At 45.9% G+C, this 15,573-nt stretch carries 11 protein-coding genes and 2 pseudogenes; 4 read left to right on the plus strand and 9 right to left on the minus strand.

What is annotated here, in order from left to right:
* Positions 1-278: 278 nt before the first annotated feature.
* From gatB to moaA, 6 genes are all read right to left on the minus strand, one after another.
* Positions 279-1,712 carry an Asp-tRNA(Asn)/Glu-tRNA(Gln) amidotransferase subunit GatB gene (gene gatB / locus EAO36_RS07385; RefSeq protein ID WP_120948705.1) on the minus strand — a complete coding sequence of 478 codons (1,434 nt, stop codon included), beginning with the start codon at positions 1,710-1,712 and terminating at the stop codon, positions 279-281.
* Positions 1,713-1,999: 287 nt separating this feature from the next.
* Positions 2,000-3,223, minus strand: a complete 1,224-nt coding sequence (locus tag EAO36_RS07390) for a M16 family metallopeptidase (protein ID WP_120948714.1) — start codon at positions 3,221-3,223, stop codon at positions 2,000-2,002.
* Between the two features lie 202 nt (positions 3,224-3,425).
* Complete coding sequence (locus EAO36_RS07395) at positions 3,426-4,475, minus strand: dehypoxanthine futalosine cyclase (protein ID WP_120955931.1); 1,050 nt, start codon at positions 4,473-4,475, stop codon at positions 3,426-3,428.
* A gap of 8 nt (positions 4,476-4,483) precedes the next feature.
* A complete protein-coding gene (gene bamA / locus EAO36_RS07400; protein ID WP_120948715.1) occupies positions 4,484-6,955 on the minus strand; it encodes an outer membrane protein assembly factor BamA in 2,472 nt (823 codons plus the stop codon).
* Positions 6,956-7,117: 162 nt separating this feature from the next.
* Complete coding sequence (gene mqnE / locus EAO36_RS07405; protein WP_120955932.1) at positions 7,118-8,200, minus strand: aminofutalosine synthase MqnE; 1,083 nt, start codon at positions 8,198-8,200, stop codon at positions 7,118-7,120.
* A gap of 16 nt (positions 8,201-8,216) precedes the next feature.
* Positions 8,217-9,185, minus strand: coding sequence for a GTP 3',8-cyclase MoaA (gene moaA / locus EAO36_RS07410; protein ID WP_120948708.1), 969 nt, complete (start codon positions 9,183-9,185; stop codon positions 8,217-8,219).
* 78 nt (positions 9,186-9,263) lie between these two features.
* Here moaA and EAO36_RS07415 point away from each other — a divergent pair, with 78 nt between their 5' ends.
* The gene (locus EAO36_RS07415) at positions 9,264-9,854 is read left to right on the plus strand and encodes an NTP transferase domain-containing protein (protein WP_235852413.1); all 591 of its coding nucleotides are present in this window, start codon (positions 9,264-9,266) and stop codon (positions 9,852-9,854) included.
* Positions 9,844-10,906: pseudogene (gene flhB / locus EAO36_RS07420) on the plus strand (flagellar biosynthesis protein FlhB). Before EAO36_RS07415 ends, flhB begins: the two are co-directional and overlap by 11 nt.
* Here flhB and EAO36_RS07425 read toward each other — a convergent pair.
* The 3 genes and pseudogenes from EAO36_RS07425 to EAO36_RS07435 form a co-directional block, all read right to left on the minus strand.
* The gene (locus EAO36_RS07425) at positions 10,901-11,824 is read right to left on the minus strand and encodes an alpha/beta fold hydrolase (RefSeq protein WP_120955934.1); all 924 of its coding nucleotides are present in this window, start codon (positions 11,822-11,824) and stop codon (positions 10,901-10,903) included. The pseudogene flhB and the gene EAO36_RS07425 sit on opposite strands and share 6 nt — an antisense overlap.
* A 10-nt stretch (positions 11,825-11,834) precedes the next feature.
* A pseudogene (locus tag EAO36_RS07430) lies at positions 11,835-12,690 on the minus strand (menaquinone biosynthesis family protein).
* Complete coding sequence (locus tag EAO36_RS07435; protein ID WP_120955935.1) at positions 12,683-14,050, minus strand: Na+/H+ antiporter NhaC family protein; 1,368 nt, start codon at positions 14,048-14,050, stop codon at positions 12,683-12,685. Before EAO36_RS07435 ends, EAO36_RS07430 begins: the two are co-directional and overlap by 8 nt.
* Positions 14,051-14,307: 257 nt before the next feature.
* On the opposite strand from EAO36_RS07435, the gene EAO36_RS07440 reads away from it, so the two are divergent.
* Together EAO36_RS07440 and EAO36_RS08525 are read left to right on the plus strand one after the other, a co-directional pair.
* Entirely contained in the window at positions 14,308-14,901 is a 594-nt protein-coding gene (locus EAO36_RS07440; protein WP_120955936.1) for a YkgB family protein, read from the plus strand.
* Between the two features lie 316 nt (positions 14,902-15,217).
* Positions 15,218-15,373: a hypothetical protein gene (locus EAO36_RS08525; RefSeq protein WP_162983279.1), complete on the plus strand. Its 156-nt coding sequence runs from the start codon at positions 15,218-15,220 to the stop codon at positions 15,371-15,373.
* Positions 15,374-15,573 lie beyond the last annotated feature (200 nt).

Consider the following 15,573-nt stretch of genomic DNA (forward strand, 5'->3'; position numbering starts at 1 on the left):
TTTGGGCACAAAATCACGCAACCACTGTTTGACCTGTTCCATCGCTTTGCGATCGTCCATAGCATGTAAGGATGCTAGAAAGCAGGCTAAAAAATATAAAATTTTTTTCATCAAAGATCCCCATTTTTTCCATTGTAACACATTCCTTGCCACTGAGGGGTGCCCCCAAGCTTGTAGGAACACTAAAAACCCTTGTAGATTTGGATTTAAAAAGTGTGGCAACACCTTTGGGATTTGGGGCGTGTGCCAAGTCTGCCCCCGGGGGGCGGGGGGAGGCTTTAAGAGCCTAATTTTTCTTTTAAAAGTGTGTTGATCGTGGTGGGGTTGGCATTTTTCAAGCGTTTGAGCACTTGGCCGACAAAAAAGCCAAAGAGTTTGACCTTGCCATTTTGGTACTCAGCGACCTTATCGGCGTGTTGGGCTAGCACCTCTTCAATGGCTTGTAAAAGCAGAGCACTATCATCCACTTGGGCTAGGCCCAGTTGGTTAATCCAATCATCCACATCGCTAGGCTGGGTCGTTTTTTGCTCCATCAGCTTGTCTAAAATCTCCTTACCCGCTTTGCCCGAGATATGCCCAGTGTCAATGTGGCGGACTAACAAACTCAGCGTATCAGCATGGATGGCGCAATTTTCTAGACTTTGCTCGCCCTCCAAACGCCCGATTAGCTCCACTGCCAGCCATGTAAAACTCCCCTTTGCGCTGGCACCCAAAGCCACCATTTTCTCAAAATAACGCGCAACCACCACATCGCTAACCAACATTTGGGCGTCCTCACTCCTAAGCCCTAGACTTTGGATATAGCGTTGCTTTTTGGCCTCAGGGAGCTCGGGGATATTTTGGGCTTTTTGCAAGAGTTCAGGCGGGATAAACACACGCCTAAGATCAGGATCGGGAAAGTAGCGGTAATCTGCTGCCCCCTCTTTGCTACGCATCGACTGCGTAATCCCTTTTGTGGTGTCAAAAAGCCTCGTTTCTTGCACCACTTCCTTGGCGTAAGTCCCGCGTTCGTAAGCCTCGCTTTGGCGTTCAACTTCGTATTCAATGGCTTTTTGGATGAATTTAAAGCTATTGAGGTTTTTGATCTCCACACGGGTATAGAGTTTGGGATCACCCTTGGGGCGGATAGAGACATTAGCATCGCACCTAAAATTACCCTCTTGCATATTCCCATCGCAAATATCCAAAAAACACACAATGGCATGCAATTTTTTCAAGTAACTAATCGCCTCTTGGGGGCTACGCATATCCGGGCGACTCACAATCTCTAAAAGGGGCGTGCCCGCACGATTCAAATCCACCTTAGAAAAGGCATGCTCGTGGATATTCTTGCCCGCATCCTCCTCCAAATGGGCGCGCTCAATGCCAATGCGTTTAATTTGCCCCTCTAGCTCAATATCTAAATACCCATCACTGACAATGGGCAATTCATATTGTGAGATTTGGTAGGCTTTGGGCAAATCGGGGTAAAAATAATTCTTGCGCGCAAAAATGCTATTTTGGTTGATTGTGGCATTGATCGCTGTGCCAAAGGCGATCGCCTTAGCTAGGGCTTGTTCGTTCAGCACGGGCAGGGCTCCGGGCAAACCTAAGCACACCGGGCAGGTGTGGCTATTGGGGGTGTCCTTAAAGCTAGTGGGGCAGGAACAAAAAATCTTGGTTTGCGTGTTGAGCTGGGCATGCACCTCTAAGCCGATAATGGTTTCAAACATGGGACTCCTTTAACCTATGAAAATCTAAAGTAGGCATAGAGGTATAATAATAAGGCTCGTAAGGCAATGGCAAGGAAGATAAGACCTACCAAAGACCATAAATAGAGCAAGATTCGCCTTGTAATTCTAGTAAGTGGTTTTAAAGGCCTTTTGAGAATCTTTTTTAACATCGATGGGACGGCGATAAGAATGATTGACAAAAATACAACAAAGCTAATTAGATTAAACATCTAAATCACCCTGCTTTTTCTGATTGTGCCAACAATGGTTTCAAATATAAAACTCCTTTAGATACTATCCTTGGGTGCCATTTGCTGCTTTTTTTCCTCTTTTTGTTCTTGGATTTTAGGGTCCATGGTAACAATACCAAAGCTCAAGTCATTGATCTCAACGTGAGATTTGATGTAGTCGTTAATCTCTTGCAAACTCAAATGGCGGATGCGATCGAGCATGATCTTGTCATAATCTAGGGGCAAACCCAAATAAAAGTTGTGGAATTTAGTTGTCAAACGCTTGCTTAAGGTTTCATTGGCTAGGGGTTCAGAACCTAGTAAGAATTTTTTAGCCCCATCTAGTTCCTCTTGGGTGATCCCCTTTGCCACAAACTCCTTAATGACTCCACGCACTAAGGCGATACTTTTATCTTGGTTTTCTAATTTGGTTTGCAGATAGCCCGTGGTGCAGTTGATGATCCTAGAGAGTTGGATACGCATATAGGCACTATAAGCCAAGCCCTCCTTGACTCGAATTGTGTCCATCAAGCGCGAGCCAAAGCCACTAGAGCCTAGCACAAAGCCCATCACTTTGGCTAAGGGTAATTCTTTTTCCAAGTCTTTCATGTGGAAAGGCGAACCAAAGTAAATATAGGCTTGTTGGCTGTCTTTATAGACGACTTTAGTTTCGGGTTTTTGCGTGGTGCTAAAATAGGGGGTGAAAAAGGGCTTGTTGGAGGGCAGGGCTTCTAGGAGGGGTTTTAGAGACTCTAGGGTTTTATCAATATCCATATCCCCGCCCATAACGATGATGAGCCGCTCAATGTCGAGCGCGTCCTCTAGGCGTTTTTTGACATCCTCTAAGGAGATGGTCTTAATGCTCTTGGGTGTTCCAATGGAGGGGTGGGCTAGAGGGGTGTTGGCAAATAAAATCCCATTGAGCTCTAATTGGGCTAAGTAGTCAAAATTGCTCATCTTATTAAGAGCTGCTGCGGTCATGCGTTTTTGCACCTTTTCTAGGGCACTGGGGGTGAGATTGGGCGAGAGCAAGAGATCGTGTAGGTAGCCAACTGCTTTATCTTGGTATTCTTTTAAAAAACTCAAATCAATGTGCAAGGACTCCAAGCGGATATCGGCATCTAGCGTGATCGCCAGATCTTCAAGCTGTTCGGCAAATTTAACACTGCCCAGCTCCTTAGTGCCCTCATTGAGCATGCTAGCACTCAATTTGGAAAGCCCAAACTTATCCTTGTCCATGATATTGCCCCCACCCATGAACATAAACTTGATCGCCCCCATAGGCAAGAGGTGGTTTTCTTCATAGATCACGGGGACCTTGATTCCCTTGATCTCAAAATATTTAATCCCCTCCCCGACCTGATCGCGTTTAATGGTCTGTGCTTGTTGTGTGCCTTGTTTATTTTGTTCCATTTTCCGTTCCTTCCATATTCCAATGATGATGAGTGCTACGATCAAGAGCCCTAATAAAATATAGCGTGTTTTAGGCATGGTATCTCTTTAAAATTTCATAAGCGGTGTTACGCTTGGCTGCAAGGCTTCCAATGTCCCCAATCAAAGCCACCATCTCTTGCTCGTTCAAACAAAAACTCGTCCCTGCTGCCTTGACCACATTTTCCTCCATCATCACGCTCCCTAGATCGTTGGCTCCAAATAAGAGTGCTAACTGCCCAATAAACGCCCCCTGCGTTACCCATGAACTTTGGATATTTTTAATATTATCTAAAAACAACCGGCTACAAGCCAAGAGGCGTAAATAGCGATTAGAGCTGGCTTTTCTGATATGGGGCATTTCTTGTTGCAGGGGGGTAAAGTCGGGTTGGAAACTCCATAGAATAAATGCCCGAAAGCCCCCCGTTTCATCTTGTAAATCCCGCACCCGCTCCAAATGCTCGGCGATATCTTCATCTGTATCTGTCGTACCAAACATCATGGTCGCCGTGCTTTTGATGTCCAGCTTGTGTGCCTGCCTGTGAATCTCAATCCAACGATCCGCACTCAGCTTCTTAGGCGCGATCACTTTTCTAACCCGATCGCTTAGCACCTCCGCCCCTGCCCCCGGGATTGAGCTTAGTCCCGCTGCTTTTAAACGGGCTAAAACCTCTTGCAAGGACAGCCTAGAGATTTTAGCAATGTAGTCGATTTCCACAGCTGAAAAGCCGTGTATAGTGATGGTGGGGAATTTTTGGGCGATGTGGGCGATTAGATTTTCATAATAGTCAATTTTAAGTTGGGGATGCACCCCGCCTTGAAACAAAATCTGCGTCCCCCCGATGGCTAAGAGCTCCTCGATTTTTTGATCGATGGTGTCAAAGTCCAAAATATAAGCGTCTTTGTCCTTGAGCGTGCGTTTAAAAGCACAAAACTTGCAATCCACAAAACAAATATTGGTGTAGTTGATGTTGCGATCCACAATAAAGGTCGTGGTGTTATCCGGGTGCAATTCTTGCTTTTTGGCTAATGCCATTTGCCCCAATTCCTTTAAAGGTTTGTGTGCCATGTAATCAAGTAATTCTGCTTTGCTCAAGCGCATGTTTTCTCCTAAAAGCGTGTCCCCATAGAAAATTCAAAACGCTGGGTGAGATCGCCAAAATTGGGGTTAAAGAAAAGACCTCTTTTGTCACTCCAGTCATTGAAAAAGGCAATGGGGAAGATCAAGACCAAAGGTCCCATGGGTGAAATCCACTCAATTTGCAAGCCCGTAGAGGCGCGCCAAGTGCCTTGTTCATAGCCCGCACCGACCACGCCATAATCTTTAAAATCTACATTGGTAGAGGGGGCGTTATGCCAAAATCCTCCCGATTTTGTAGGGGCTTTATAGGTCAAAAAGCCCCAGTCAAAAAACCACGCCAAGCGCATTTTAGCCGCCTTGAGCAACCCGTAGCTCAACTCTACAGAGCCCGTATAAAGCCCATCGCCCCCCACCCACATGCCCAAAGGCGTGCGGGGTGTGATCGAACTGCTTCTAAAGCCTCTAACCGTGGTAACACCCCCTAGATAAAAGACGGAGTTTAGGGGCAAATAATCTTCTGTGTTGTAACGGAAGATATATCCCCCTTGGGTTTTGAAACGCGCGATCAAATCAATTAAAATGTATTTTTGTAGGTGGTGGTAGGCGGCAAATTTGCCATAAATTTTGACATTACGCACATTCCCCCCCAAACCATTCCACGAATTTAGGTCCCCTTTGGAGGGTAAGCCTGCCATCGTAACATAGTTAGCAAAGGTGAAACCATTTTTAGGGAAGTAGTAGTCATCGGTGTTATCAAAGTTGGTGCTGAGAGTAAAAGAACTGATTGCCGGTGTGTGGTAATCGCGATTCCAAAGCCCACGCAGTGGTTGGTTGTTAGGTCCAATGGCAGGCTGCCCATTAGGGTAGCGGATGATGGTATTTTGGCTACTATAAAATTGCTCATACAAGGGGCTAGAAAACCCCAAAATCTTGGTGATATTGTAGCTATAACCTAGGTTCATGCTAAAGGTGTTAGTGATCATGCGCCCCGCACTCACGCGAAAGCCCCCGCCTTGTTGGATGTAGTTATAGTTGATGATGTATTCGGCAAAAAGACTAATGGAGGTGCTATAGCGGCTATCAAAGATGCGTGGGTTAGTTAAGGTTAAGTTCCCCGAGAACATCCGCCCACTGCCTCTAATCCCATAATTCCGATTGCCCCCACCCGTAGAGATGTTGGCATACAAACTCATGTTTTGACCCGTGCCAAAGAGGTTTTTCTCGCTCACGCTCCCATTGAGCATGAGCCCCCCATAGCTCCCATACCCTACGCCAAATTGCAACTGCCCCGTGCGCCCCTCCTCAACATTGACCAACAAGTCCATCAACTGGCTATTAACCCGTCTTTCCTCAATCTTGACCTTAGAGAAAAAGCCCAAACGGCGCAAGGCACTTTCTGAGTTGGCGACTTTGGTTAGACTGTAACGCTCTTTAGGGCTTAACCACACCTCACGGCGAATCACGCGATCACTGGTGCGTTGGTTGCCCGAGATGATAATGTCATTGATATAGACCATGTCCCCAGTTTCAATGCGGTAAATCACCTTCACCTTGCCATGTTTTTCGTCTTTATCCAAGTCGGGTTTGACCACCGCAAAGGCATACCCCTGATCGGCAACTTCTCTTTTTAAGATTTGCGCATCGGCACGCATGTGTTCAATGTTAAAGACTGCACCCTTTTGTACCTTGATCGCCTTGAGCAATTTAGGGATGGGGACAACGGGTTTATTGATTTGGATTTCAATGCCCGAAACGCGGTACTGAATCCCCTCCTTGACTTTATAGTAGAGTTTTGCCTTGTGCGTACCAAAGTTGGTGTTCAAAAAAGGTGAGGACACATTGACATCTAGGAAACCATGGCGCAAATAGACATCTTGGATACGCATGGAGTCGTATTCCAATTCGTTCAAGTGCAATTTCCCCGAGTTTAAGCCCCACATCCAGCCCATAAAGTCGCGTTGTTTGTTTGCGCTCAAACTTTCCACCACGCGTTGCTTGAGTTGCTTGCGCCCTTCATAAACAGAACGGGTGATGTGGATATTATTCCCCCGATTCACATCAAAGATGATGCGGTAAGCCCCTTGATTGGCTAACTTTTCCGTGCGCGCTTCCACCACGCTCCCATAAAAGCCTTGTTGCTCTAGGGCAGCTTTTAAAATATACTTGGCATTTTCTAATTTGGTCTCATCGTAGGTGTCCCCCTTTTTGATCCCCATTTGGGTATAGAGGTTTTCTTTTTCCTTTTCTGTGCCATAGCCTTTAATTTCAATGCTCGCAACTCTAGGCTTTTCCTTAAAATGAAACACCAATTTGCCGTGATCGAAGGTGGCATAGACATCTTGGAAATAGCCTTGATTATAAAGTGCTAAGATCGCTTCATCAATCTTTTCAGGGTCTAAAATATCATTTTGTCGAATCTTGGTGATCTCATTAGCTAGCATATCCGACATGTAAGAGAGATCTTCATATTCAATGCTTTTGATGCGTTCTTGTGCATCCAAGGGTGAGAAAAACTGACCGATGCAAACCACAATAGCGGCGAGAAACTTTTTAATGTTGCTGTCCTCACAATTCAAGCATGATGATTTGGATTTGCCCTTATTATACCCAATTTTTCCAAAAGTAATAAAAAATAAAGCTTTGGTAAATCAACATTTAACAGACTACCACACTCTCAAAGGATTATAAAGACTATCTCTCTCCACCGCACAAAAACGCGCGTCTTTAATTTGGTAAATCAAATCCTCCTTGCTAACCCCCCGCTTGCTCTTAGCCCCTCCGGCTGATTGGATCATCTCCACTCCAATGGTGCCATCTAAATCATCTGCGCCAAATTCTTGAGCCACCATCGCTAAATTTAAGCCCAAAGTCGCCCAATAAGCCTTGATGTGGGGGATATTTTGTAAGACAATACGGGCAATGGCGATCGTCTTTAAGATTTCAAGGGCGCTAGGGCTTCTTTGCACCTTCAAAAAATTATGATCCCTTTGGTAGAGTAGGGGGATAAAGGCATTAAACCCCCCCTGCTTTGCCTCCACTTTGTCAGCTGGACTCTGCGTAGCCTTTAAGCGTAGCATGTGATCCAAGCGGTGCTCTCTATTCTCCACATGCCCAAAAAGCATAGTCGCATTGCTCATCTTGCCCAAAGAGTGCCAATATTGGTGGATTTCAAGCCACCTAGTGGAGCTGACCTTGCCCGCACAAATGTGCTTGCGCACCTTTTCATCAAAAATCTCCGCCCCACCCCCGGGCATGCTATCCACGCCCGCTTTGAGCATATCCTCTAACACTGCTTGGTAGGGCTTGTTAAACTTCGTGCTTAAAAAATGCACCTCAGCAGCGGTCATTGCCTTTAAGTGCAAATCCTTAAAGCTTGCCTTGATTGCCCTGAAGAGATTTAAATACCACTCATAACTATAATTAGGGTTATGCGCGCTCACCACATGCACTTCTTTAATGCCCCTAGCATAGGAATCTTGGATTTGCTCTAAAATTTGCTCTTGAGTCATTTCATAGGGGGTGGGGTTCTTACGGCTGGCTGAAAAAGCGCAAAACTTGCAACTATCCGCGCAAATATTGCTCGGGTTGATGTGGCGGTTGGTGTTGAAAAAGACCCTGTCTTGGTGCTTTTGTGTGCGGATCGTGTGCGCCTCTTTAGCCAAGACAAATAAATCATAATCGTAGAGTCTAGCTAAAACGCCCGCCTCAGCACATTGCCCATTTAGGGCTTGTTCTAATAAATCCATCGTCATCCTTTTTGTTTTATCCCCCCGTTTTGTAAAACGCCCGCTCAGACACTTGGTTTTGCATGCCCTTGTGCCATAAATTCTTTTCAGGCTTGTTTTGCACGCCTTGGTGCAGGGCTTGGCGCATTTGGCTAGGCGTGCCCTTTAAAATCGCCTCCTTAGCACCCACGCTATCTTGGTAGTAAAGGCAGGGGAAAATCGTGCCATCGGCACTCAGGCGGATTTTATTGCAATGTTTGCAAAAATCGTCATTGTGTGGGGCGATGATCCCAAATTCATAGCCATTCTCTAGGGCGTAAATCTTAGAAGGGCTCAATCCTTCGCTGATTAACCTGACATGGGGGTATTTGGCTTTAATGACCTCCAAAATCTGCGCCTCACTCAAGCCTTTAAGTTGGCTATTGGCATGCGTGTTCTCCATGAACTCAATGTAGCGGATTTGGGCGTTTTTACCCCGTGCAAATTCCAAAAGCTCTAAAATTTCATCCCCATTAATGCCTTGCAACACGACCATGTTAAATTTCAGCCCCAAGCCCACTTTTAACGCCTCCTCCACGCCCTCTAAAACCGTTCTTAAGCCGTCCTTTTGTGAGATTTTAGCCACCCGCTCGGGTTTGAGCGAATCTAAAGACACATTAACCCGTTCTAGCCCCGCCTCTTTGAGGGCTTGGGCTTGATTTTTTAGCAAAAATCCATTAGTGGTTAAAGCCAACTTGACATGGGGGGCGTAGGCGTGTATTTTGGCGATGAAGGGGGCTAAATCTTTGCGGATTAAGGGTTCACCCCCCGTGATGCGGATTTTTTGGATACCCTCATCGATGGCAATCTTGATAAACTCTAGCATTTTATCTAAGGGCAATAATTCTTCGCGATCAAAAAAATCCATGGGTGTGGTCGGCATACAATACTGGCACCTAAAATTACATTGCTTGGTAACAGACACCCGCAGATAGTCAATTTGCCGCCCAAAAGTATCTATTAGCATGGTGCCTCCATGGTTTTTTAGGCTAAAATACCAAATACAGCTACAATTTGGGCTGAAATCTCTTTAAAATGGTGGGAAATGCGCGCTTTTAAAATAACAGACATGCCCTGTGTGATTCTAACTGGCGGGCAGAGCAAGCGCATGCAAATAGACCAGCAACAAATTAATAAAGCCCTCCTGCCCTTTGGCAAATTTAGTACGCTCCTAGCCTACCAATTTGACAAAATGTCTTGCTGGTTTGCAAAAGTCTATGTCTCTAGCAAAAAACCCTATGATCTGCAAGCCCCCTATCTTTTAGACAGCACGCCTAGCTACACCCCCCTAGCTGGTTTGGTGCCTACCCTGAGTGTAGCTAACCCCTTTGTGTTTGTGATCCCCGTGGATATGCCCTTTGTAACCTTTGAGACGATCTTAAAACTCTATGAACATAAAGACAAAGCCCTAGCAATCTACCCCCAAAGCGCGCAAAATTTTTATCTGTGCAGTGTGTGGCACAAAGACGCATTGGCCACCCTCCAGCAAGATAGTCCCCCAACTATGCGCGCGCTTTTGGCAAAATTGGGTGCTTTGGGGGTAGCAGTGGAGGCTAATACAGAATTTAGCAACCTCAACACCTATGGCGATTATTTAGAGGCACTCCAACACTTAAAGGACACCCATGGCAGATGAAGAAAAAACCGAACTCCCCTCGGCCAAAAAGATAGAAAAGGCGCGCGAAGAGGGCAATGTGGCTAAAAGTATCGAGGTGGTGGGTTTTTTGGGGCTGGTGGCTAGCTTTGTTTGTGTCTTTGTCTTTTTTAGTAGCTGGCTTGATGGCTTTAAAGACATGTTTAGGCAGTCCTTGCATTGGATCAAATTGGATTTCACCCCCCATAATTTGCATGTGCTAGGTTTGGAGCTTCTAAAAGACTTGTTGTGGATTTTATTGCCCTTTTTGTTTGTGGTGGCATTGGTGGCTTTTTTGGCTAATGTCTTGCAATTTGGTTTTTTATTTAGTCCCAAGGCAGTTGCGCCTAAATTGGTGAAAATCAACCCCATCAATGGCTTTAAAAATCTCTTTAGCCTCAAAAAGCTTTTGGAAGGCGCGCTCATCACCACCAAAGTTTTTATCGCCTTCATTTTGGGCTTTGTGGTGGTCTATTGGTTTGCCCAAGAATTAGGGGGTGTTGCCAAGATCAATTTTAAAGCCCAAATGCTGTGGTTTAGAGATAAAGCCCTGTGGCTCATCGCCATTTTGTTATTTTTGTTCTTAGTGGCTTCCATATTGGATTTTTTTTATCAAAAAACGCCAGTATATCAATTCGCTTAAAATGACTAAACAAGAGGTCAAGGACGAATACAAGCAACAAGAGGGCAATCCTGAGGTGAAAAACAAAATCAAGCAACTCATGCTCAAAAACTCGATGAGCAAGATGATGGCAGCCATTCCGAGTGCTAATGTCGTGGTAACCAACCCCACGCACTATGCGGTGGCTTTAAGGTTTGAGGAAAATGACCCCGCTCCTGTGGTGGTGGCTAAGGGAATCGATCATTTGGCGATTCGCATTAAGGGGATTGCCAGAGAACATGAGATTGAGATCATTGAAAACCCCCAACTAGCCCGCCAACTTTACAAAGAAGTGGATATTGATGAGGTGATCCCTAAAATGCTCTTTGAGGCGGTGGCGATTGTGTTCGCCCAAGTGGCGCACCTAGAGCGCATGCGCAACCAAAAATCATAGCCCTTTATGCTCCAACCACCCCAAGAGGGTTTGCAAGACCTCTTGTTTGTCTAGTTCATCAAAAATCTTGTGGCGATCTTTTTCAAACAAACGCAGGGTAATATCGCTAAAACCCTGTTTAGCCAGACAGCGATAAGCCCGCACAACTCCCACGCCAAAATCCCCGCACACATCGTCTAAGCCACTCAATAGCAAAATGGGCAAACTCTTATCCCCATAAGCGTGGGCATAAAAAGCGGAACGCGCGCCCTCAAGCAGGCAGATAAAGCTATTGGTGCTAAACACAAAGCGACTCGCCTTATCCATGCCATAAAGTTTGATCACCCGCTCATCACGGCACAGCCAAGACCCCTTAGAGCCCATCGCCTTCACGCGTGGGTGCTTGGAAAAAAGGGCATTGAGCCCCCAAGTAATTTCTATCCCCAAACCTCTAAAGATTTTAAGCAAGAACACATAGAGCCCCAACCCAAAAAAGGGGGCGGGGGTGCCCGTGAGCACCAAGCCATCTAGCTTGCAATAATTGTGTTGCACTAAACGACGCGCCAACAAAGAGCCCATGCTATGCCCTAAAAGCACTAATTGATGCGTGGGATACAAGCTTTTAATGTGGGTGGCTAATTTTGCCATGTCTTTTACTGCCCATTCAAACCCATCAACCCCCATCTCCCCCCAGCACACCTCGGTGCTATTTTCTAGTACACTCAAGCCATGCCCGCGGTGATCGGCGACAAAGACCACATAACCCTGATCGCATAGTTGTTCGGCTAGCCACACATAGTGGCGTTTGTGCTCCACCATGCCTGTAGCGATTTGCACCACCACCCCTCTAGACTCTTGGGGTTGGTAGTGGTCAAAATGGATGTCTAGGTAGCTAGGTTGCGCGCTGCTAAAACGCCCTGAAAGACACCGCCCGTGCAAAATACCTCCTTTAAGAAAATCTCAACTGGTGGTAGTGGCTAGGAATCACATGATCGGCACAAGAAATCCACTCTGGGAACAAGCCATGCTTAAAGCCCAACTCAAAGAGCTTATCAATGCCTTGTTGTTGTTCTAAACTGAGTGTATAAGAACTGGCATTGGCATATAAATCTAAGTAATGGCGTAGGTGATTGGCATTGACTCGGATTAACCCGCGTTCCATGAGCATGCCAGAGAGCAGATCGGCATGCTCTAGGGCGATTTGGATGGCGCGACTCAAATTTTTCTCTAAGATGATAGCTTGATTAAGAGGGATGGATCGCCTAAGCACCATGCCCCCTAGGGGCAAGGGCAAAGTGGAATCAGAGAGCTCACACCATATCTCCCATAACTCTTTCTCCACCACCAAATCACTATGAAAATTCAAAATACTCTCATGGATGAGCACGCCCGCATCCACTTCCCCGCTCAAAACTGCCCTCTCAATCTCTAAGAAATTTTGATACACCACTCTAGCCTGTGGGTAGTAGAGTCGGAATAAAAGGGCGTTGGTGGTGTATTGTCCGCTTAAAGCAACCTTGAAGTTGCGTTTGAGGCGTGTGGTCTTTTTTTTTAATCAGCTTAGGACCATAGCCTAGCCCAAAGCTAGTGGCACATTGCAACAAAGCGTAATTGTCTTTGATCAAGGGGTAGAGTCCAAAACTCACTGCACTAATGGCATGCGTGCCCTTGAGGGCTTCTTGATTTAAGGTTTCAATGTCTAGGGCATAGTGGGTGAAGGGCTTGGGTAGATCCACCCAGCCAAAGACAATGGGGTAGAACATAAAAATGTCATCAGCGTCGGGGCTATGGGCGATACTAAGCAAGGGGGATGTCTTTTCTTTTTCTCTCTAAACTTTTTAGCACCCAAGTGCTATAAGTTCCGGAGAAAATATATAAAATCATAAACACACCCAAGAGCCCCTGATACCATAGCAAGGGCAAGACCTCTAAAAAGGACACCGCCCCATTAGCAAAGCCTAACAAAATAAGCATTTGTGCCCCGTAAGGTAACAAACCTTGGAAAATGCACGAAAAAACATCTAAGATCACCGCACTTTCGCGGCGATCCACCCCAAAACGCACGCTGATACGGCGGCTAATCTCACCGGCAATCACAATGGAGACGGTGTTATTGGCAATGGCAATGTCAATGAGGCTAATAAGCGTGGCAATTCCAGCTTTAGCACTTTTCTTGCCCACAATGATCTTTTCAATTTTGGAGATGATCCACGCAATGCCCCCCTGCCTTGTAACCATGAAGGCAATGCCCCCCGTGAGCAAAGAGAGCAGGAAAATTTCTTGCATGCTAGTAAAGCCATTGTAAATTTCTTTGGCAAACCCTAGCAAGCTAAAAGAGTCGTAATAAATCCCAATGATACCCGATAAAATGACCCCACAAAAGAGCACCACAAAGACATTTAGCCCCAAAATGGCCAACAAGAGCACGAAAAGATAGGGGATGGTTTTGACAAAATTAAAATCATGAGTCTCCATAGTGGCAATACTCTCAGGTCTGCCAAAGATCAGCAAGAGAATAATCGTAAGGATACTAGCAGGCAGGGCAATATAAAGGTTGATCTTAAATTTGTCGCTCATCTCTACCTCTTGTGTGCGTGTGCTAGCAATCGTGGTATCTGAGATGATGGAGAGATTATCCCCAAACATCGCCCCGCCCAGCACGGCTGCCAAGACCAAGGGTAAAGATAGTCCGCTTTCTTGAGCCAAACCAATGGCAATAGGGCCTAAAGCTACAATCGTGCCCACACTCGTGCCAATGGAGGTAGAGATAAAAGCAGCAATCACAAAGAGTCCTGCAGCCAAATACGGGGCAGGGATGTAGGTTAAACCCAGATTAACCGTGGCTTCCACCCCACCGCTAGCCTTGCTAACTACGGCAAAAGCCCCAGCCAAAAGGTAGATGATGCACATGATCATGATGTTCTTATCCCCACAGCCTGCTAAGAAATCATCAAATTTTTTGTTCAGATCGTCTTTGAAGATCAAAAAAGCCACCGCTACGCCCACGGCGGCTGCAACAGGTCCTGAGACTTGGTAAAAGCCCATCTTGACCCCGCTAAGTTCCAAATAAAGTCCTGCGCCCAAATAAATGGCAATAAAAACGATGAAGGGAATAAGACCAATAAAACTAGGTCTTATCTTTTGGGTATCCTCTTGAATTGGCATGGTGATCCTTTAGTGTTGTTTTTTAAGGCAAAAATCCAAATTCCACAACACTAGCGCATCAGTTTGCTCAAGTGCTCCACAGAGAAGCGTCCCATGTTGGGTGTCCCTCCCATCACGCCCAAAGCTTGTAAAATTAGATTACAACTCTTTGGAACGCGCAACATCAAAACTCCTTCAAAATATTAAAGCGGGTATCCTATCGTATTTTAGTTAAAATTGTGCTAAGGTGTATGGGATTTTAGATTGAGGAGTTTTAAATGAGATTGAATCAACAAATCGCACAAAAAATTAGCCAATTTAAAGATCGCGCCTTTTGGTGTGTGCGCCTCAGTTTGTTTGTGATCCTCGCATGGATGGGATCGCTTAAATTTGTCGATTATGAAGCAAGGGGCATTGTTCCCTTGCTAGTCCATTCGCCCTTGGGTAAGTGGCTTTACCACCATGCCCAATCTTACCAAGAACACACCAAAGACACGCCCGAAAATCGCGCATGGCACCAGCAAAACAAAACCTATCAAGTATCCTATGCCATCGGTGCTTTGGAGCTTTTCTTGGCTTTTTTATTGCTCTTGGGCTTGTGGTTTCCCTTAAGTGGTATGGTAGGCGGGGTGTTGGTGGCTGGCATGGGCTTAGTAACCCTCTCCTTTATCATCACCACTCCGGGTATTTGGATGCCCCATTTGGGCTTTCCTTATTTAAGTGGGGGCGGGCAGTCCCTGCTCAAAGATTTGCTTTTATTCTCGGGGGGTTTTTTGGTAGCCGGCTTGGATGCGCAACGCTGGTTGGAGCGCAATGGCTTTTTAAGTGCCCCAACCCAAAACACATGTGATAAAAAAGGATGTTGTGGGTAACATAGTCCCCTAATCTTACAAGATGATCGCGACTACTTGCCTACTTGATGCAAAACCTCTTTGCCCAGTTTAAAGCCAAAGCTAACATCGTGGAATGGCTGGAAGTTACACCGCTAAAGTCTTAAGTCCTAGCTACCCCCCAACAACGTGACAAACACTACAAGCAGTTAATGGATCTCATTGGGGGCTGGACTCTTTTTTAAAGATTGCACAAGCACACCCCCACACCTATTAAAAGAGATATGCGCAGGCGTACCTACAAACTAGAAAAGAATCCCCCTCTAAAAGCCCCGTCCCTTTGGGCAGAAGGGCGTATGTGGCTTTTAGATACATCGCCAAGAGTTTTTTACATTCCCAAGACTTCCAGTTCCCACAAGTATTTAAAGCTCTTTGCCAAGACAACTTAATCGGTTTGCAAGCCCTGCTCCATCGTTTTCGGGCTTTGCCCACAAGCAAGCAAGAGGGCTTTTAAGGGCTTACAACGCGCATTGCAAAGTACTTTAGTGTCAGCCAACTACCACCACACTAACACATTATCCACAAAAGATTACTAATTTAACTCCATGCCACTTTTAAAGGCGCGCAGAGTCTCAAACCCCTAGCGGGTGTTCTTGGGCGCAGTGTAGATTATATCCCCCTTGTGGGGGCTAGCAAACGCTTTATGAGTGGGAA

Origin of the sequence: Helicobacter mehlei (assembly GCF_003660265.1) — a bacterium.
Classification (GTDB): Bacteria; Campylobacterota; Campylobacteria; order Campylobacterales; family Helicobacteraceae; genus Helicobacter; species Helicobacter mehlei.